Consider the following 17430-nt stretch of genomic DNA (forward strand, 5'->3'; position numbering starts at 1 on the left):
TCAAGCGCCCCAAGGCGGCCTTGGTTGCGTCCAGCGCACCGACGGCCGCCTTGGGCGCTCCATCCATGCCCCCACCACCACCCTCAATGGAGGCGCTTCGCGCCGCAGTGCTGGTTCAACGCACCGAAGACCACATCGGGGCGCTTGGGGCGGGTCAGGGGTGGAGGTCGGCCGAGAGGCGGAGCGCGTCGTCGGCGATCGACTCGATCAGGTCCTTGTCCTGGTGCTTGGCGTAGAAGTCGGCCAGCACGATCGTCGTGTCCGTGCCCTCGACCTTCGACGCGTACGCCGCGTCATCGCTGCTCACGCTCGGGGCGCCGGCGCCGGTGAACGTCTTGTCCTTCACCATGTCGGTGACGTTGCCGGTGCCGTCCTTCTCGGTCAGCGCCTTGAGCGCCTTCGCCTTCGCCGAGTCCGGCATGCCGACCACCACCACGGACACCAGTGCCTTCGCCCCGCCCGACTCCGTCGTGTACAGCGCGCGGACCAGCGACCGGCACGGGTTGTCCTGGAAGAACTCCTTGGTCTTGGTGTAGGACTTCGCGACGCAGTCGTCGGACTTCTCCGGCCCGGCGACCTTGGTGAACTTGAACTGCCCGGTGTTCTGCGCCGGGGGCTGCGCGACCGGCTTGTCCGGGGTCGAGTCGTGCCGGATCAGGAACCACAGCAGCCCGGAGACGACGGCGATCGCGACCAGTCCGGCGCCCTTGAGGAGCACGGACCGGTTGTCGCGAGCCGGCGGTCCCGGCACGGGCGGGCGGGGCTGCGGGGGCACCGCGCCCAGCGGGGCCGTGTCGGACGGGCCTGGGGTGAAATGCGCACCAACCACGGGTGCATACGGTAGTTCACCCTCCCCCGGCGGTTCACTCGAATGCGGGTAAGAGGCGTTCGACGTCGTCAAGCGTGTTGTAGAGGTGGAAGCCCACCCGCACCCGGCCGCCGCGGACGCTCGACACGACGCCCGCCGCGGCCACCCGCTCCGGGTCCGCGTCGAGCGCCACGATCGCGGTGCCGCGCGGCGGCCGCCCGAGCTTCTCCAGCAACGTGTCGGCGAGGCCGGTGTCGTGCGCCCGGACCTGGGCGAGGTCCAGGCCGGCGAAGTACTCCAGTGCCACGGCGGAGCCGACCTGGGCCAGCCAGACGGGTGAGAGGTCGAACGCGCGGGCGTCCGCGGCCAGGCGCAGCGGGAGGCCGTAGACGGTGGCCCACGGGTCCTCCCCCGCGTACCAGTTCGCCGCGACCGCGCGGGTGCGCTCCTGGGCGTCCGGCCGCACCGCGAGCCACGCGCTGCCGCGCGGCGCGCAGAGCCACTTGTAGCCCGCCCCGGCCACCCAGTCCGCCCAGCCGAGGTCCAGCGGCAGCCAGCCGACCGCCTGGGTCGCGTCGAGCAGCACGGCCGCCCCGGCGGCTTCGGCCGCGGCCCGCAGCGCCGGGAGGTCGGCGATCCGGCCGTCGGCGGACTGGACGACGCTCACCGCGACGACGTCGTGGCCCTCGACCCGCGACGGCAGCACGTCCAGGGGCACCTCGGTCACGGTGACACCGGGGTTCGCCGCGAAGGGGAAGGTCACGCTGGTGAAGTCGCCTTCCGCGGCGAGCACGCGCGTGCCGGCGGGCAGCGCGGCGGCGACGTTCGCGACGAGCTGCGAGACCGACGCACCGCTCGCGACGCGCCCGGGTTCGACGCCGACCAGCCGCGCGAACGCGGCCCGCGCCCGCGAGACGTACTCGTCGAACTCCCCCGGCCGGGTCGCCCCGGTCCGCCACCGTTCCACCGAGCCGGCCACGGCTTCGGCCACCGGTGCGGGCGGGACGCCCACGCTGGGCGTGTTCAGGTATCCGGGCGGGGCGGCGAACTCGGTTCCGAAGGCACGCATGCCCCCGAGCCAAGCAGATCGGGCCGGGCCGGCTCACCCGATTTACGGCAGCAGCGCCGTGACGTCGGCGTAGGAGGGCGGCGTCAGCGGCAGGTCACGGCCGTCGCGCACGGCCAGCGCGGTCGCGGTCGCGGCGGCGAGCGCCACCCGGTACGGCAGCGACCCCAGGCTGACCCGCGCGACGCCCAGCTCCGCCAGCCCGGCCAGGGTGCCCTTCCCGGGCAGGAACAGCAGGTTGAGCGGCACGCCGACGGCGACGATCCGCTCGACGCCGTCCGGCTCGGCGAGACCGGGCACGAAGACGCCGTCCGCGCCCGCCGCCGCGTACGCCCGCACCCGCCGTTCGGCTTCGGCGAGCGAGCGGTCGCCCGACCAGTGCGTGTCGGTCCGGGCGTTGACGAACAGGCCGGGCACCCGGTCCTTCACCGCCGTGACCAGGGCGCACTGGACGTCGACCGGGGCGAGCGAGCCGTCGGCCCGGCCGTCTTCGAGGTTGACGCCCACCGCGCCCGCGCCGGCCAGCTCGGCCGCGAGATCGGCGACGGCGGCCGGGTCCGCGCTGAAGCCGTCGGCGACGTCGACGCTGACGAGCACGTCCAGCCGCGCCAGGCGGGTGGCGAGTGCGACGGTCGCGTCGCGCGTCGACGGGGCGCCGTCGGGCTCCCCCGCCGCCGCGGAGACGCCGAGGCTGGTCGTGCCCAGTGCGCGGAAGCCCTGCGCGGCGAGGAAGGCGCCGACGCCGAACTCCCACGCGTTGGGCAGCAGCAGCGGCGAGCCGGGGACGTGCAGGGCACGGAATTCGTCCATGGTCCGAACCTAGGCCCGCGACGCTTCGGCGGGCACCGAAGCGAACTGCGCCAGCACACCCGGGACGGCTTCGACCGCGAACGCGAGCCCCTCGGCGGCATCGGCGTCGCGGACCGCGTAGGCGCCGGAGCCCGCCGCGGTGGTCGCGGTGAACGTCGCGAGACCGCGGCGGCGCTGGAACACCGACTGCTTCACGGTCCAGCCGATCACCCCGTCCCGGCTCAGCACGGCCGTGCTCCGCCGGACCGAGCCCGCGCGCGTCACCAGGTGGCGGCCGCGCAGGCCGTGCCCGAGGCCGCGGTAGGCGTCGAGGGCGAGCAGGACCGCGACCGGCAGCGCGACGACGGCAAGGGCCGCGGCGAGCACCAGCAGGACGTCGGTGAGCAGCGCGCCGAGCAGCACCAGGACGAGCACCGGCGTGAGCGCGGTGAGCAGGGCCCACCGCAGGCGTCGTCCGCGGGCGGCCACCGGGTGCGGCGTCAGCCCGGCCGTTTCGACGCGCTCGCCCAGCACCTGCGCGGCGACGTTGTGGGCGACGGCTTTCGGCGCCGCGGGCAGCAGGGTCTTGGCCTCGGTCTTGTCGTCCTCGCGCCGCAGGCCGGTGGCGATGGCGTCCACGCGGGCGGCACCGGCGAGCCGGACGCCGAGCGGCTCCACCAGTTCGACGCCGCGCAGGCGCCGTTCCTCGACGGTGGTCGACCGGGTGGTGAACAGCCCGCGGCGGACGCGCAGGGTGCCGCCCGGTTCGCGGTCGAGCCGGTAGTGCCACCACATTTCGGCGAACAGGCCGACGGCACCGGCCACGCCGGCGACCACCGCCAGGACGAGCAGGAGCAGGATGCTCACGGCGAGCGGCAGGTCGCCGAAGAGGTGGAGCAGCCACTTCAGCAGCCCGCCGCCGGCACCGAACCAGTCCGCGATCTTGAACAGTGTGCCGAAGGCGGCAAACCCGAGCGCCGGCGCGACGAACGAGACCGGGGCGTAACGGATCCACCGTGGGTCGAGTGTCGCGAGTGGACCGTCTTGGATGGACGGTTCCGGGAGCCGGTGCAGGAGCTCGGCGCGCAGGGCTTCGGCGTCCGCCCTGGCGAGCGGGGACAGGGCGATCCGGTCGTGCTGCCCGGTGCCGATGGACAGCGCGGCGACGCCGAACGCGCGGTGCAGCGGGTTGGCCGTCAGGTCGACGGTGCGGATCCGGTCGCGCGGCAGGGATTTGCGCGTGTGGACGACGAAGCGGAATTCGATCTCGAGGCGTTCCGCCGTGCAGCGGAAGCGGGTGTGGCGCCAGCGGACGTACTCGGCGAGCACGCCCGCGCCGACGAGGAGCGCGGCGGCCGGGACGAGCCAGAGGGCCCGGGTGCCGATGGCGACCGGGGTGCCGGCGGAGACGGCGACGCCGGCCATGAGGATCGCCGCGACGCCGATCGCGCGCCGGTCCAGGCGTCGCCAGCCGGCCGCGGCGGGACTGCGCCGGTCCTCGACCGCCCGGGCGTGCGGTTCGCGGGAGCCGGTTTCGCCACCCGGGACGTGCGCGCCGCCGCCGGTCACGTCGCGTCCCCGGGCGTGGCGCCCGTGCGTTCGGTCAGCTGTTCGGCCACGTCGGCCGCGACCTGCGCGTCGAGGCCGGTGAGCCGGACCGCGCCGCGGGCCGAGGCCGTCGTCACCGTGACCGTCGCGAGGCCGAAGCGCTGCTGGAGCGGGCCGCGCAGGGTGTCGACCGTCTGGACGCGCGACAGCGGCGCCACCCGCCACTCCTGCCACAGGAATCCCGAGCGCGCGTACACCGCCGTGTCCGTCACCTCCCAGCGGTGCAGGCCGAACCACCACCGCGGCAGGACCGCGCACCACGCGGCACCGAGCACGGCGAGCACGGCCGCCGGGACCAGCAGCCAGCACGCGGCCGGCGGGATCAGCAGGCCGAGGACGGCGAGCACGAGCACCGCGGGCCCGAACGTCAGCGCTCCTTGCGTGCGCCACCAGGCGATCGCGCGGCGGTCGAGTGCGTGGCGCGGCGGCCGCAGCCGCGGTTTTCCGGTCTCCACCGGACCCCCCAGGTCGTTCTCCGGTTGTTTTACAATGCGGTCGCATCGTAACGGCGAAGCTCCCGTTTTCGCAATGCGATCGCATGACAACAGGAGCGGACGTGCCCAAACAGGTGGACCACGAGCAGCGCCGGGTGCAGATCGCCGAGGCGCTGCAACGGCTGACCACGCGCGCCGGGCTGGAAGGCGTCAGCCTCCGCCAGGTCGCGGCCGAGGCGGGCATGTCCATGGGCTCGGTGCAGCACTACTTCAGGACCAAGGACGAAATGCTGAAGTACGCCCTCGAGCACCGCCACCGGCTGCGCAGCGAGCGGATCACCGCGAAGGTCCTGGCCGCGGGCCCGCCGACACCGCGGTCGATCCTCCGCGCGTGCCTGGTGGAGATCCTGCCGCGCGACCCCGACAGCGAGGCCGACTTCCTCATCGGCGTCGCGTACTTCATCCGCGCGGTGGCGGACCCGGCGATGGCGAAGGCCTTCGGCGAAGGCATGCCGGAACTCCTGGACTTCTTCGCCGGCCAGGTCCGCCAGGCCCAGGAGGCGGGCGACGTCGCCGCCTCGGCCGACCCGGCCACCGAAGCCGCCCTGCTGTGGGCGATCGCGGACTCTCAGGGCTCGGAAATCCTGATGGGCCACCGCACCCCGGCCGAAGCCATCGCCACCGTCGACTACTACCTGAACCGCCTCTTCACCCCCTGACGTCGTGTCGTCCCCCCAATCACGCGTGCCGGCTCCTCAATCACGCGGGTCGACCCTCCGGACCCGAACCGGGCGGGTGGGAAGGGTCGACACGCGTGATCCCGGGGTCGGCACGCGTGATCAGGAGGTCGACACGGCGTCAGCCGCCACCACCGCCGGAGGCCGCGGCGATGCGGGCCGTGCGGGCGGCGCGGAGTTCGCGGGTCACCTTGCGCACGGCCGGGGCCGCGGCGCCCGCCTGCTCGTCCAGCCGCGCGAGCCGGTCGCGGTGGCGGCGGCGCTCACCCCGCGAGAGCACCGCCGCCGGCTCGACCGCCGCGACCAGCGACGTCAGCGCCGCGACGTCCGCGGGCACCGGCGCGTCCCCCCGCACGGCCGCCCGCACCTCGTCGCGGAGCGCGGCCGCCACCGCGGGCTCGCGGACCTCCGGACGGCGGCGCGGGAACAGCCCCAGCACCCGGGACGTCCGCAGCGCGATCACGCCCGCCGCGTCGAGCTGGGCCTCCAGCGACTGCAGCGTCCCGCCGGCGCCACGACGCACCCGGGCACGCCACGCCGGGTGCGGGTCGGCGGCGAGCTCGGCGAGCAGGTCGTCGAGCACCAGGTGGCCGGTGCCGCCGTCGCCGGTCACCGCCGGACGGCCGCCGTCGTCGACGACCCGGCCGCGCAGCACCAGGTCCGTCAGCGCCGCCGCGCGGACCAGCAAGGCCACCCGCTCGCGGTCCGGCAGCCGGTCGCGTGCGGTGTCGCACGCCAGCAGGTAGGCCCGGGCGGGCAAGGACAGCTCGCTCATCTCACATCCGTCCCTCGTCGTGTGTCCCCAGTCCACCGGTTCCCCGGGCACCGGCGATACCGGACGACGAAGGTGATCGCGGCGACGAACGTTGCGCACCGGCACGACCGGGCGCAACCAAAGTTGCGCATCCGGGGCGGCGGCCCGCGCCGGCGGTTACCGTGACCGCGTGACCACCGCCCGGGGGCCGTTGTGGCCGAGCCGCACCGACGGCTTCTGGCTGTTCCTGCCGGCGGTCGTGTTCACCGGGCTCAACGTCCTCTACCAGGTCCTCGGCGACCGGACCACCGGCGTGCTCGGCCCCGCCGCCGGACTGGTGCTACAGGTGGTCTGCGACCTGTCGCTGGTGCTGCTGTTCCGGTTCCCGGCACTGGTGGCCGGGCTCGTCACGGCGGCGGCGTTCGCGATGCTCGCCTCCGACCTGTTCGCCCCCGGCCTGCTGGTGCCGGTGAACCCGATCGCGCTGACGACCGTGCCGACCATCACCCCGGTGGTGCTGGCCCAGCTGGTGCGGGTGCTGGACCGGCGGACCGTCCTGTGGCTGGCCGGGATCCTCGCGGTCGTGGCCATGCGGCCGTGGGCGCCGAGCTGGGCCGTCACGCCGTTCGGGCTGCTCAGCACCGCACTGCCGGTCGCGATCACGCTCTACGTCGAGGCGCGCAAGCAGCTGCTCCAGTCCCTGCGCGACCGGGCGGAACGCGCCGAACGCGAGCAGCACCTCCTGGCCGAGCAGGCCCGGGCGGCGGAACGGCGGCGGCTCGCCGGCGAGATGCACGACGTCGTCACGCACCGGCTCAGCCTGATGGTGCTGCACGCCGGCGCGCTCGGCGTGACGTCGGCCGACCCGGCCGCGCGCACGGCGGCCGAGGACATCCGCCGGGAAGGCGCGCTGGCCCTGGACGAACTGCGCGACCTGGTCGGCGTCCTGCGCAACGGCGCCGAGACCGGGCCCCGGACGCTCAGCCCGGCCGAGCCCGGCGACCCGGCGCGGCTGGTCGAGGAGTCGCGGTCGGTCGGGGTGGCGACCGGCCTCGTGGTGGACGGCGACCCGGCGCAGGTGTCGCCGACGGTCGCGCGCACCGCGTACCGGCTCGTGCAGGAGGCGCTGACGAACGTGCGCAAGCACGCGCCGGGCGCGTCCGCGGCGGTGTCGCTGCGCTACCACCCGGGTGGCCTGGACGTCTCGGTGACCAGCACGGCGGCCACGCGCCCGGTCGACCCGGCGCTGGCGGGCAGCGGGTCCGGCGCCGGGCTGGCCGGGCTGCGGCAGCGCGTCGAACTGGTCGGCGGGCGCTTCGACGCGGGCCCGCGACCCGGCGGCGGGTTCGGGGTCGGTGCGATACTGCCCGCCTACGTCCCGACGGCGGAAGGCACGCACTGTGATCCCGGTGCTCGTGGTCGATGACGAGCCGATGGTGTGCGCGCACCTGCGCACGATCCTGGGCTCGGCGGACGACATCGAGGTCGTCGCCCAGGCCGGCGACGGCGCCGAAGCCGTCGAGGCCGTGGTCCGGCACCGGCCGCGGGTGGTGCTGATGGACCTGCGGATGCCGGGCGTCGACGGGTTGACGGCGATCGCGCGCATCACGGCAATGCCGGACCCGCCGGCGGTGGTGGCGCTGACGACGTTCGACGCGGACACCTACGTGATCCGGGCGCTGCGCGCGGGCGCCGCGGGCTTCCTGGTGAAGTCGACGCCCCCGGAGGACCTGATCGGCCTGGTCCGCGTGGCGGCGGACGGCCACACGGTGCTGTCGCCCTCGGCCGCGCGCCGGCTGGTGGCGTTGTCTTCGGACGGCCGCGAACGCGGCGAAGACGCGCGACGGCGCATCACGGGTCTCACCGAACGCGAGCGGGACGTGCTGGCCTGCCTGGGCGGCGGACTGTCCAATGCGGACATAGCGGCGCGGCTGCACCTGGCCGAGGCGACGGTGAAGAGCTACGTCTCGCGGATGCTCGTGAAGCTGGACTGCGCGAACCGGACGCAGGCCGGGCTGCTGGCCCACGAGGCGGGATTGGTGCCGCGCTAGGCGAACAGCAGCGGGACGGCGTGCCACAACGCCCAGCCGTTGAGCACGAACCACCCGACGATCCACAGGGGTGAGGGCATTTTCGTCCGCTTGGCCAGCGCTGCCGCGTCGTCCAACTGGCCGGCGAACCCGTTGTGGCGCCGGTTCAGGACGAGGATCTGCACGCCGCCGAGCTCACTGATCAGCAGCAGCCACGCTTCGGCGTACGCGATGGCGGTGCGCAGCCACCCCGGGGCGTAGCGCAGAGCGGACCACACGACCGCCCCCACCGCGACGAGGACGACGAGGGTGAGCAGATCCCGCGTGAACAGCAGGATGAACACCAGCGCGGCGAGGGTCAGGACGAGCACCGCCGACACATGGCCGCGGTGCAGCAGCGCGGCCGCCCCCAGCCCGGCCAGCGGCGGCATCGCGTACCCGGCGGCGGTGGCCAGGACGTCGCCGAGCGCCGAGTCGGGCTTTTGGTGGGTGGCACCGCCACCGGTGCCGGCGATGGCGACGCGGGAGACGTCGCCGCCGGTCAGCAGGCTCACCGCGGCGTGGCCGCCTTCGTGGAAGATGGCGGCCAGGACGTTCCCCGTGCGCAAGAGACTGCGCCGTCCGTTGGGTGCCGTGGTGAGCGCGGTCAGCGACACCGCGAAGGCGAACAACGCGGTGAGGACAACGACTCCCCAGCCCGGCGCCGGGACGGTCTCGTTGAGCACCGCGACAGTGTCCCTGCGGGCGGGACGAACGAACCCGTACCGGGACGGATTGTCCAGGAGCTGTCCAGTGGGCGGCTACGCGGACGCGGGCGTGTGCTCCGCGTCGTAGGCGTCCCGGGCCTCCTGGACCGAGGACATGTGCTGCCGGGCCCAGCGGTCGAGCATGTCCAGCGGCTCGGACAGGTTGCGGCCCAGGGACGTCAGCTCGTACTCGACCTTCGGCGGGATCGTCGGGTACGCCGTGCGGGTGAGGATGCCGTCGCGGACCAGGCTGCGCAGCGTCTGCGTCAGGACCTTCTGGGAGATCCCGTCCACGCGGCGGCCGATCTCGGTGAACCGCAGCGGGCCGCCGGAGAGCGCGCCGACGATGAGCACCGTCCACTGGTCGCCGATCCGGTCGAGCAGCTGGCGGGTCGGGCAGTTGCGGTCGTACGGATCGGGCCCCACGGCGTCTCCTCACTCTCCCGGGGAGAGTAACACGCCGATCAGGCGGTGACACCGGCCAGTCCGGCGGCCACCCGCTTGATGAAGGCGCCGAGGAACCACCGGTAGAACCAGCCCGTGCCGGGGATCTTCGGCGTGAACGTCGAGTGCCAGTGGATGTCCGTACCGCCGTCGCGCGGGGCGAGATCGACGTAGGCGACGTAGTCCCGCAGCGGCAGGCCGTGCTCCAGCGCGTAGCCGAACCGGCGGCCCGGCTCGAGCGCCACGATCCGTTCGTACGAGCGCACGCCGTTGGTCTTGAACAACCGGACCGCGCCGAGCCCCTCCGGCTCGCCTTCCCCTTCGCGGACCAGCTCGAACGACCCCAGCGGCGACCACTCCGGCCAGCTCGCGCCGTCCCGCAGCAGCGCGTACAGATCGGCGGCCGAAGCGGCCGAGGAGGCGTGCACCGAGATTCTTTGTACCATTTGGTACGTGTACCATCCGGTACATGATCGGCACAAGCCCGCGCGCCAAGCTGCTCGACGCGGCGATCGACCACATCGCCCACCACGGCGGCGCGGACCGGAGCCTGCGGGCGCTGGCCGCGGACCTCGGCACCAGCCACCGCATGCTGATCTACCACTTCGGGTCGAAGGAAGGCCTGCTCACGGCGGTGGCGCGGGAGGTGGAAGCCCGCCAGCGCGCCGCGCTCGCCGACCTCGATCCGGTGGACTTCTGGCGCCGGCTCTCCGACGACGACCTGCGCGCCAACGAAAAGCTGTTCTTCCAGCTCTACGGCCAGGCCCTCGGTGGCGCCCCGGGCACGGCGGAGTTCCTCGACGGCGTGATCGACGACTGGCTCGGCCCCATCGAAGCCCGGCTCGCCCGGCTCGGCGTCCCGGAGGCCGACCGGCCCGCCCACGCCCGGCTCGGGCTCGCCGTGACCCGCGGGCTGCTGCTCGACCTCGTCACGACCGGCGACCGCGAAGCCGTCGACGCCGCGATGGAGAAGTTCTTGGCGATGTACGAAAAAACGTGATCCCCTGTCCGGATGCGACTGATACTGGGGTTCTTGGCCGCTCTGCTCACGACCGCGGGGCTCGCAGCCCCGGCCGCCGCCGCGGAAAGCCGGCCGGTCTATTCCTACGCCGACGCGATCCGTGAGACGGCGTGGGTGGAAACCGGCACGGACAACGACCACGACGGCAAGCCCGACCGGATCGCCGCCGACGTCATCCGGCCCGACGCGCGCGTGCGGGTGCCGGTGATCCTCGACGTCAGCCCGTACTACGCGTGCTGCGGCCGCGGTAACGAGCAGCAAAAGAAGACGTACGCGCCGGACGGCACACCGCAGCAGTTCCCGCTGTTCTACGACAACTACTTCGTGCCGCGCGGCTACGCCGTCGTACTGGCCGACGTCGGCGGGACGAACCGGTCGTCCGGCTGCTTCGACGACGTCGGCTCCGGCAACGCGGTCGTGAACTGGCTGAACGGGCGGGCGAAGGCCTTCGACGCCCCCGACGGCGGGCGTCCGGTGACCGCGGGCTGGGCCACCGGGGACGTCGGCGCGATCGGCAAGTCGCAGGACGGCGCCACCGCGATCGGGATGGCCGCCTCGGGCGTCGCCGGGCTGAAGACCATCGTGCCGATCGAAGGCGTGGCGGACAACTACGCCCAGCTCGTCGCGAACGGCGCGCCACTGGCCACGCCGGAGAACACCGGGTCGGCCTTCACCTACAACGAGCGCGCCGCCGAGCTGTGCCAGCCGTTCGAAGCGGACGTCAAGGCGCGCGCGGGCACGAACGGGGACTACAACGACTACTGGCGGAGCGTGCACTATGTCCCGCGCCCCGGACAGGCGAGCGTGCTCATCGCGCAGGGTTTCGGGGACTGGGTCGTCGCGCCGAACCAGTTCGCCGGCTACTGGGCCGCGCTCGGCCGGGCCGGCGTCCCGCGCAAGGCGTGGCTGAGCCAGGCCGGCCACACCGACCCCTTCGACCTGCAGCGGGCGCAGTGGGTCGAGACGCTGCACCGCTGGTTCGACCGCTGGCTGCTCGGGCTGCGCAACGGCGTCGAGCGGGAGCCCGCCGTGCACCTCGAAACCGCGCCGGACCGCTGGACCGACGTCCGGAGCTGGCCGCCCGCCACGCTGCCGGCGACTTTCCGCCCGTCGGCCGACGGCACGTTGGGGCCGACCGGGTCCGGCACGGCGGCCGTCGTCGACGACCCCGGCGTCAGCCGCGAGCAGTGGGCGGCCGGGGTGTCGGCCGCGAAGTTCACCGGTCCCGTCCTCCCCGCGCCGGTGCGGCTCGCCGGGTCGCCATCGGTGACGATCACCGCGTCGTCGGACCAGGCCGCCGCCCGGGTCGGCGTCGCGCTCGTCGACTACGGGCCGGCCGACCTGCGCAACACCGCGGAGTACGGCAGCGGCGTGCGCAACCTCGCGACACGGTCGTGCTGGGGCGCCAGTGCCGAGGGCGACAGCGCGTGCTTCCTCGACACGGCCGCCGACGTCGTGCCGGTCGACCACCGGATCGTCGCGGCCGGCTGGGCCGACCTCGGGCACCACGCGTCGCTGCGGCACGGCGAACCGCTGGTCCCCGGTCGGGCGTACTCGATGACGTTCGACCTCACCGCGCTCGACCACGTCGTCCCGGCCGGGCACCGGCTCGGGCTGCTCCTCGGCGGCACCGACGGGCTGCTGTTCGACCCGGCGCTGCCGCGCCTCGGCGACACGCTGACGTTCGACCTCGCGCGAACGTCGGTCACCGTCGGCCTTACAAAGCCCGAACACTAGGCGGACGACCTCCGAACACCGCCCGGCCAGAGTTCTCCTCGTACCCCCGAACGGATACGAGGAGAGAAGATGCGAGGAACCACCTGGACGCGGCTGGCGCTGGCGGGCGGCGCGAGCGCGGTCTGCCTGCTGGTGGCGGCGCCGCTGGCTTCGGCCGAGACGCCGACGCCGGTGGCACCGATCACGCTCAGCCCCGAGGAGTCGCAGCAGGTCTGCTCGGACTGGGTGCCGAAGCTGCAGAAGAAGGCCGACAACCTGAAGAAGCGGATCAACGGCGGCGCCGAGGTCAAGGGCTCGGTGGCCAACCTCAAGGCGCGCGCGGCCGACCAGCGGGCGGCCGGGCACACCGCCCGTGCCGACCAGCTGGACCAGCGCGCCACCAAGCGGCAGGGCCGCATCGGCGAGCTGGACGCGGCCAAGCAGAAGCTCGACGCCTTCGCGTCCGCGCACTGCAAGCCGGCCAAGTGAGGGGCGCGCGGATCGCGGCAGCGGTCGGGGCCGCCGCGCTCATCGCGCTCGGCTGCTCGGGCTGCCGCGACAACCTGATGGGCTCGCCTTCGGACAGCGCGCCGTCGTCGTCGGTTTCGCCGTCCGGCGAGCTGAGCGGGATCGAGTCGACGCTGAACGGCATCGAGTCGGACATGAACAGCGATGGCTCGCCCTGACCGGCTAGCGTCTCCCCGTCAGTGACGGTGGAGACGGGAGCAGGCATGGGGTCACCGGGACGCGGCCTCGTCCTCGTGGTCGAGGACGAGGCCGCGATCGCCGAGCTGGCGGCGCTCTACCTCAAGCGCGACGGCTTCGGCGTGCACGTCGAGGCCGACGGCGGCCGGGCGCTGGACGCGGTGCGGCGCCTCAAGCCGGTGGCGATCGTGCTCGACATCGGACTGTCCGGAATGGACGGTATCGAGATCTGCAAGGCGCTGCGCGCGGCCGGTGACTGGACGCCGGTGCTGTTCGTCACCGCCCGTGACGACGAGCTCGACCGCCTGCTCGGCCTGGAGATCGGCGCGGACGACTACCTCACCAAGCCGTTCAGCCCGCGCGAGCTGGCGGCCCGGGTGCGGACGGTGCTGCGCCGGGCCTCCGGGGCGACACCGGTCGCCTCGGTGCTGACCGTCGGCGGGGCGCGGGTGGACCTCACCAGCCGCCGCGCCTGGGCGGGCGACGTCGAAATCTCCCTGACGTCGACGGAGTTCGACCTGCTGACGCACCTGCTCCGGCACCCGGGGCAGGTGCTTTCGCGCGACCAGCTGCTGAGCGCGGTCTGGGGGTACGCCGCGGCGGCGGGGACGCGCACGGTGGACGTCCACGTGGCTCAGCTGCGGGCGAAGCTCGGCGCGTCGAGTCCGATCCGGACGGTGCGGGGCATCGGGTACGCGGCGGATCCGGCATGAAGTTCCGGGGCTCGCTGGCCGGGCGGATCACGCTGGTGTGCCTGGCCGTCGCGGGCGTCGCGGTGATCGTGGCGGGGCTGGTCGCGTCCCGGCTGATCCGGACGACGGCGGACAACGTGCTGCAGTCGTCGCTGTCCGCGCAGGCCGACGTCATGGCGTCGCAACTGGACGAAACGGGCATCGGCAACCGGCTGGGGGCCGGCAAGGTGGCCGACGTCGTGCGCGGGCAGGGCATCTCGGTGGTGGTCCGCCGGGCGGGCGGGCAGCCGCTCGGGGACGGTGTCGCGGTGCAGGCCGCCGTCAAGGCCGGTCTCGGGTCCGACAAGTCGCAGCGCGTCACGGTCGCGGGGGCGCAGTACCTGGTCGAGACGCGGGTGGTCGGTACGCGCGGGGCGGCGTTCGCGCTGGTCCTGCCCGCGCGGAACGCTCAGGCGACGCAGCGGGCGCTGGTGCGCAACATCCTCTTGGCGCTCGGCATCGGGCTGCTGGTGGCGGCGGTCGCGGGCTTCGTCTCGGGCCGGCTGCTGGGCCGCCCGCTGCGCCGGGCCGCGCTGGCCGCGGGCTCGCTGCGGGCGGGGCGGCGGGACGTGCGGGTGCCGGTGCAGGGGCCGCGCGAGGTGGCGGAGGTGGCCGGGTCGCTGAACTCGCTGGCCGACGCGCTGGCCGTCAGCGAGGCGCGGCAGCGGGAGTTCCTGCTGTCGGTGTCCCACGAGCTGCGGACCCCGCTGACGGCGGTGACCGGCTTCGCCGAGGCGATCGCGGACGGCGTCGCCTCGGGCTCCGACGCGGTCCGGGCCGGCCAGACGATCCAGCGGGAGGCGGCGCGGCTTTCGCGGCTGGTCGAGGACCTGCTGGAGCTGGCCCGCCTGGGCGCGGACGAGTTCCGGCTGGACATGGCTCCGCTGGACCTGGCTTCTTTGGTGCGCGACTGTGCGGAGGTGTGGGCCCTGCGGTGCGCGCGGGAGGAGGTTTCGCTTTCCGTCTCCGCGCCGCCTTCGCCGGTGCTGGTGCTGGCGGACGCGCGCCGGCTGCGTCAGGTGGTCGACGGGCTGGCGGAGAACGCCCTGCGCGTCACCCCTTCGGGGGCGCCGATGGTGTTCGCGCTCGTCGTGTCCGGTTCGTCGGCTTCGCTGGCGGTCCGCGACGGCGGGCCTGGCCTGGCGCCGGAGGACTACCCGGTGGCGTTCGAGCGCGGGGTCTTGAACGCGCGCTACCGCGACCGCCGTCCGGTCGGCTCGGGCATCGGCCTCGCGTTGGTCCACGCCCTGGTCACCCGCATGGGCGGCACCCTCACCGCCGGCCCGGCCCCCGAGGGCGGCGCCGCCTTCACCCTCACCCTCCCCCTCACCCCCTGACCCGTGTCGCCCCTCCAATCACGCGAGATCGCTCCCCAATCACGCGAGATGCGCCCCGGATCACACCGACCGACCCTCCAGGCACGCGAGTCGTCCATCTGAGTACGCGAGTCGTCCGTCCAGGTACGCGAGTTCGCCGGTCCGGTACACGGGACTCGCGTGATCGGAGACGGAACTCACGTGATTGGGCGCGTAACTCGCGTGATTGGAGGGGCATCTCGCGTGATTGAGGGGGCATCACTCGTGATTGGAGGGACGACACTCGTACCTGGAGGGACGACTCTCGTACCTGGATGGACGACTCGCGTGTCTGGAGGGTCGGGTGGTTAGGGTCGGGGGATGGAGATGTTGCACCTGCGGTACTTCGTCGCGGTTGCCGAGGAACTGAACTTTTCCGCGGCCGCGCGGAAGCTGCACATGGCCGCCTCTCCGCTCAGCCAGCGGATCAAGGACCTCGAGCACGAGCTGGGGCAGCAGCTGTTCGACCGGAGCACCCACCACGTCACGCTCACCGAAGCCGGGGCTGCGCTGCTGCCGCTTGCGCGGGACGTCCTCGAGCAGGTCAGCGCCATCCCGTGGAAGCTCAAAGAGGCGGCGAAGCCGCAGCGCAGCACCCTTTTCCTCGGCATGCCCGCCGGGGTGCACCCCGATCTGCGGGAACGCGTCAACGCCCTCGCCGAGCGGGTCAAGGACCAGTACGAGCTCAAGCGCTGGCCCGGCACCAGCGCCGATCTCGTGCAGGGCGTGCACGACGGGAAACTGGCCCTCACCCTCGCCCGGCTGCCGGTCACCGATCCGGCGCTGGAGCAGCTGCCCGTGATGACCGAACGGCTCGGTGCCGTCGTGCCCGCCGACCTGTTCGCCGGGCGGGACTCCGTGAGCCTGGCCGAGCTCACCGAATTCCCGTACGTCGCCTCACCAGGCGAAATCGTCCCCGCCTATTTCGAACAGCTCGATCACCAATTGAACGAGCTCGGCGTCAAGAAACGCATTCGATTGACCAACACCGGGTACGGCGGGACGTCCGAAATCATCTCCAGCGGCGAGGCCTTCTCCATTTCCATGCTCGACGCCAAGAGCCCGATGCACGGCTACCGGCTCGACAACGTCACCGTGCTCCCCTTCACGGATTTCCGCCCCCAGCTGGACACCGGCCTCCTCTGGCGCCGCGACCGCGTCGATGGCGACCTGAAAAAGCTCGTCGACGCCGCAAAAGCGATCTTCGCCGAACCGCTCAGCAGCTAGAACAATGGTATGACCACCAGAGTCATACCATTGTTCGCATCATGATCATTCCCTTTCCAGCCGGACGCGCCTACGTTCGCAAGTAGAGCGAAACAGCAAGGCGCGAAAGGACGGAAAGATGACGACCGGACCTCTGGACGGCGTGCGCGTGATCGATCTCTCGACCGTGGTCATGGGCCCGTACGCGGCCCAGATCCTCGGCGACCTGGGCGCCGACGTGATCAAGATCGAGTCCCCCGCCGACACCGTGCGGGTGGGCGAGTACCGCACCACGCCGGGCATGACCGCGCTGAACCTCAACGTCAACCGCAACAAGCGCAGCGTGGCCCTCAACCTCAAGGACGAGACCGAGCGCGAGCAGGCGCTGAAGCTGATCGACACCGCCGACGTGCTGATCACCAACATGCGCCCCGGCGCGCTGGCCCGCCTCGGCCTGAACTACGCCGACGTCGCCGCGCGCAACCCGCGGCTGGTCTACGCCCACGCGCAGGGCTTCCGCGGCGACTCCCCGCAGGCAGGCAACGCCGCCTACGACGAGACCGTGCAGGCCTCCTCCGGCCTGGTCGACGTGGCCAACCGGGCCCTGGGCGAGCCGGTCTACCTGCCGACGATCATCGGCGACAAGGTGTCGTCGCTGACCATCGCCTACAGCGTGCTCGCCGCGCTGGTCCACCGGGACAAGACCGGGCAGGGCCAGCAGATCGAGATCCCGATGACCGACACGCTGATCGCGTTCAACCTGGTCGAGCACCTCGCCGGCCACACCTTCGAGCCGGCCGAAAGCCCCACCGGGTTCGCGCTGTCGATGACGAAGGGCCACGCGGCGGTCCGCACCAAGGACGGCCTCGCCTGCGTCATCCCCTACAACCCGCAGAACTTCCGCGACTTCTTCGCCGCGGCCGAGCGCCCCGACCTCGCCGCGGACCCGCGCGTGAACGGCGACGCCATCAACCGGGCCGACAACGAGTGGCTGACCGAGCAGATCGCCGCGTGCGCCCCGGCGCTGACCACCGAGGAGTGGGCCGAAGTCTGCGCGAAGCACAGCATCCCGATGGCCCCGGTGCTCGAGCTGGACCGCGCCCACGAAGACCCGTACGTCCGCGACGGCCACCTGCTCGACACCGTCGAGCACCCGAGCGAGGGCACCATCCGCACGGTCGGCATCCCGGTGAAGTTCTCCGCGACGCCCGGCTCGATCCGCCGCCTGGCCCCGCTGGCCGGCCAGGACACCGCCGAAGTCCTCGCGGAACTCTGAAAGA

20 protein-coding genes are annotated in these 17430 nt (G+C 73.1%); 11 read left to right on the forward strand and 9 right to left on the reverse strand.

Going from position 1 to position 17430, the window contains the following annotated elements; all coding sequences use genetic code 11:
* Nucleotides 1–154: 154 nt before the first annotated feature.
* From ACWEGE_RS30845 to ACWEGE_RS30865, 5 genes are all read right to left on the reverse strand, one after another.
* Nucleotides 155–751, reverse strand: coding sequence for a hypothetical protein (locus tag ACWEGE_RS30845; protein WP_449664094.1), 597 nt, complete (start codon nucleotides 749–751; stop codon nucleotides 155–157).
* Nucleotides 752–863: 112 nt separating this feature from the next.
* Nucleotides 864–1877 carry an aminotransferase class V-fold PLP-dependent enzyme gene (locus ACWEGE_RS30850; RefSeq protein WP_449663956.1) on the reverse strand — a complete coding sequence of 338 codons (1014 nt, stop codon included), beginning with the start codon at nucleotides 1875–1877 and terminating at the stop codon, nucleotides 864–866.
* Between the two features lie 42 nt (nucleotides 1878–1919).
* Entirely contained in the window at nucleotides 1920–2684 is a 765-nt protein-coding gene (locus tag ACWEGE_RS30855) for an isocitrate lyase/PEP mutase family protein (RefSeq protein ID WP_449663957.1), read from the reverse strand.
* A 9-nt stretch (nucleotides 2685–2693) separates the two neighbouring features.
* Nucleotides 2694–4088, reverse strand: coding sequence for a PH domain-containing protein (locus ACWEGE_RS30860; protein ID WP_449664095.1), 1395 nt, complete (start codon nucleotides 4086–4088; stop codon nucleotides 2694–2696).
* Nucleotides 4089–4228: 140 nt separating this feature from the next.
* A complete protein-coding gene (locus ACWEGE_RS30865; protein ID WP_449663958.1) occupies nucleotides 4229–4726 on the reverse strand; it encodes a PH domain-containing protein in 498 nt (165 codons plus the stop codon).
* Nucleotides 4727–4827: 101 nt separating this feature from the next.
* Here ACWEGE_RS30865 and ACWEGE_RS30870 point away from each other — a divergent pair, with 101 nt between their 5' ends.
* Entirely contained in the window at nucleotides 4828–5424 is a 597-nt protein-coding gene (locus tag ACWEGE_RS30870) for a TetR/AcrR family transcriptional regulator (protein WP_449663959.1), read from the forward strand.
* Nucleotides 5425–5563: 139 nt separating this feature from the next.
* On the opposite strand, the gene ACWEGE_RS30875 is transcribed toward ACWEGE_RS30870, so the two are convergent.
* Complete coding sequence (locus ACWEGE_RS30875) at nucleotides 5564–6217, reverse strand: GOLPH3/VPS74 family protein (protein ID WP_449663960.1); 654 nt, start codon at nucleotides 6215–6217, stop codon at nucleotides 5564–5566.
* Between the two features lie 169 nt (nucleotides 6218–6386).
* Here ACWEGE_RS30875 and ACWEGE_RS30880 point away from each other — a divergent pair, with 169 nt between their 5' ends.
* A complete protein-coding gene (locus ACWEGE_RS30880; protein WP_449663961.1) occupies nucleotides 6387–7622 on the forward strand; it encodes a sensor histidine kinase in 1236 nt (411 codons plus the stop codon).
* Nucleotides 7597–8247 carry a response regulator gene (locus ACWEGE_RS30885; RefSeq protein ID WP_449663962.1) on the forward strand — a complete coding sequence of 217 codons (651 nt, stop codon included), beginning with the start codon at nucleotides 7597–7599 and terminating at the stop codon, nucleotides 8245–8247. Before ACWEGE_RS30880 ends, ACWEGE_RS30885 begins: the two co-directional genes overlap by 26 nt.
* Here ACWEGE_RS30885 and ACWEGE_RS30890 read toward each other — a convergent pair.
* From ACWEGE_RS30890 to ACWEGE_RS30900, 3 genes are all read right to left on the reverse strand, one after another.
* A complete protein-coding gene (locus ACWEGE_RS30890; protein ID WP_449663963.1) occupies nucleotides 8244–8951 on the reverse strand; it encodes a M50 family metallopeptidase in 708 nt (235 codons plus the stop codon). The two genes, ACWEGE_RS30885 and ACWEGE_RS30890, sit on opposite strands and share 4 nt — an antisense overlap.
* A 75-nt stretch (nucleotides 8952–9026) precedes the next feature.
* A complete protein-coding gene (locus ACWEGE_RS30895) occupies nucleotides 9027–9398 on the reverse strand; it encodes a winged helix-turn-helix transcriptional regulator (protein ID WP_449663964.1) in 372 nt (123 codons plus the stop codon).
* A 38-nt stretch (nucleotides 9399–9436) separates the two neighbouring features.
* Complete coding sequence (locus ACWEGE_RS30900; protein ID WP_449663965.1) at nucleotides 9437–9862, reverse strand: SRPBCC family protein; 426 nt, start codon at nucleotides 9860–9862, stop codon at nucleotides 9437–9439.
* A gap of 23 nt (nucleotides 9863–9885) precedes the next feature.
* Between ACWEGE_RS30900 and ACWEGE_RS30905 the strand changes: the two genes are divergently transcribed.
* The 8 genes from ACWEGE_RS30905 (at nucleotide 9886) to ACWEGE_RS30940 (ending at nucleotide 17426) form a co-directional block, all read left to right on the forward strand.
* On the forward strand, nucleotides 9886–10416 hold the full coding sequence (locus ACWEGE_RS30905) for a TetR/AcrR family transcriptional regulator (RefSeq protein ID WP_449663966.1): 531 nt from the start codon (nucleotides 9886–9888) through the stop codon (nucleotides 10414–10416).
* A 12-nt stretch (nucleotides 10417–10428) separates the two neighbouring features.
* Entirely contained in the window at nucleotides 10429–12174 is a 1746-nt protein-coding gene (locus ACWEGE_RS30910; RefSeq protein WP_449663967.1) for a CocE/NonD family hydrolase, read from the forward strand.
* Between the two features lie 69 nt (nucleotides 12175–12243).
* Nucleotides 12244–12642 (forward strand): hypothetical protein, encoded by a 399-nt coding sequence (locus ACWEGE_RS30915; RefSeq protein ID WP_449663968.1) that lies wholly within the window; start codon nucleotides 12244–12246, stop codon nucleotides 12640–12642.
* Nucleotides 12639–12839, forward strand: coding sequence for a hypothetical protein (locus tag ACWEGE_RS30920; protein ID WP_449663969.1), 201 nt, complete (start codon nucleotides 12639–12641; stop codon nucleotides 12837–12839). The genes ACWEGE_RS30915 and ACWEGE_RS30920 overlap by 4 nt, the downstream gene beginning before the upstream one ends.
* A 45-nt stretch (nucleotides 12840–12884) precedes the next feature.
* Complete coding sequence (locus tag ACWEGE_RS30925; protein WP_449663970.1) at nucleotides 12885–13571, forward strand: response regulator; 687 nt, start codon at nucleotides 12885–12887, stop codon at nucleotides 13569–13571.
* Complete coding sequence (locus tag ACWEGE_RS30930) at nucleotides 13568–14926, forward strand: sensor histidine kinase (protein WP_449663971.1); 1359 nt, start codon at nucleotides 13568–13570, stop codon at nucleotides 14924–14926. Before ACWEGE_RS30925 ends, ACWEGE_RS30930 begins: the two co-directional genes overlap by 4 nt.
* Before the next feature lie 339 nt (nucleotides 14927–15265).
* Nucleotides 15266–16171, forward strand: a complete 906-nt coding sequence (locus tag ACWEGE_RS30935) for a LysR family transcriptional regulator (protein ID WP_449663972.1) — start codon at nucleotides 15266–15268, stop codon at nucleotides 16169–16171.
* A 118-nt stretch (nucleotides 16172–16289) separates the two neighbouring features.
* Nucleotides 16290–17426 carry a CaiB/BaiF CoA transferase family protein gene (locus ACWEGE_RS30940; RefSeq protein WP_449663973.1) on the forward strand — a complete coding sequence of 379 codons (1137 nt, stop codon included), beginning with the start codon at nucleotides 16290–16292 and terminating at the stop codon, nucleotides 17424–17426.
* Nucleotides 17427–17430: the final 4 nt, after the last annotated feature.

The organism is Amycolatopsis sp. NPDC004747, assembly GCF_053601335.1.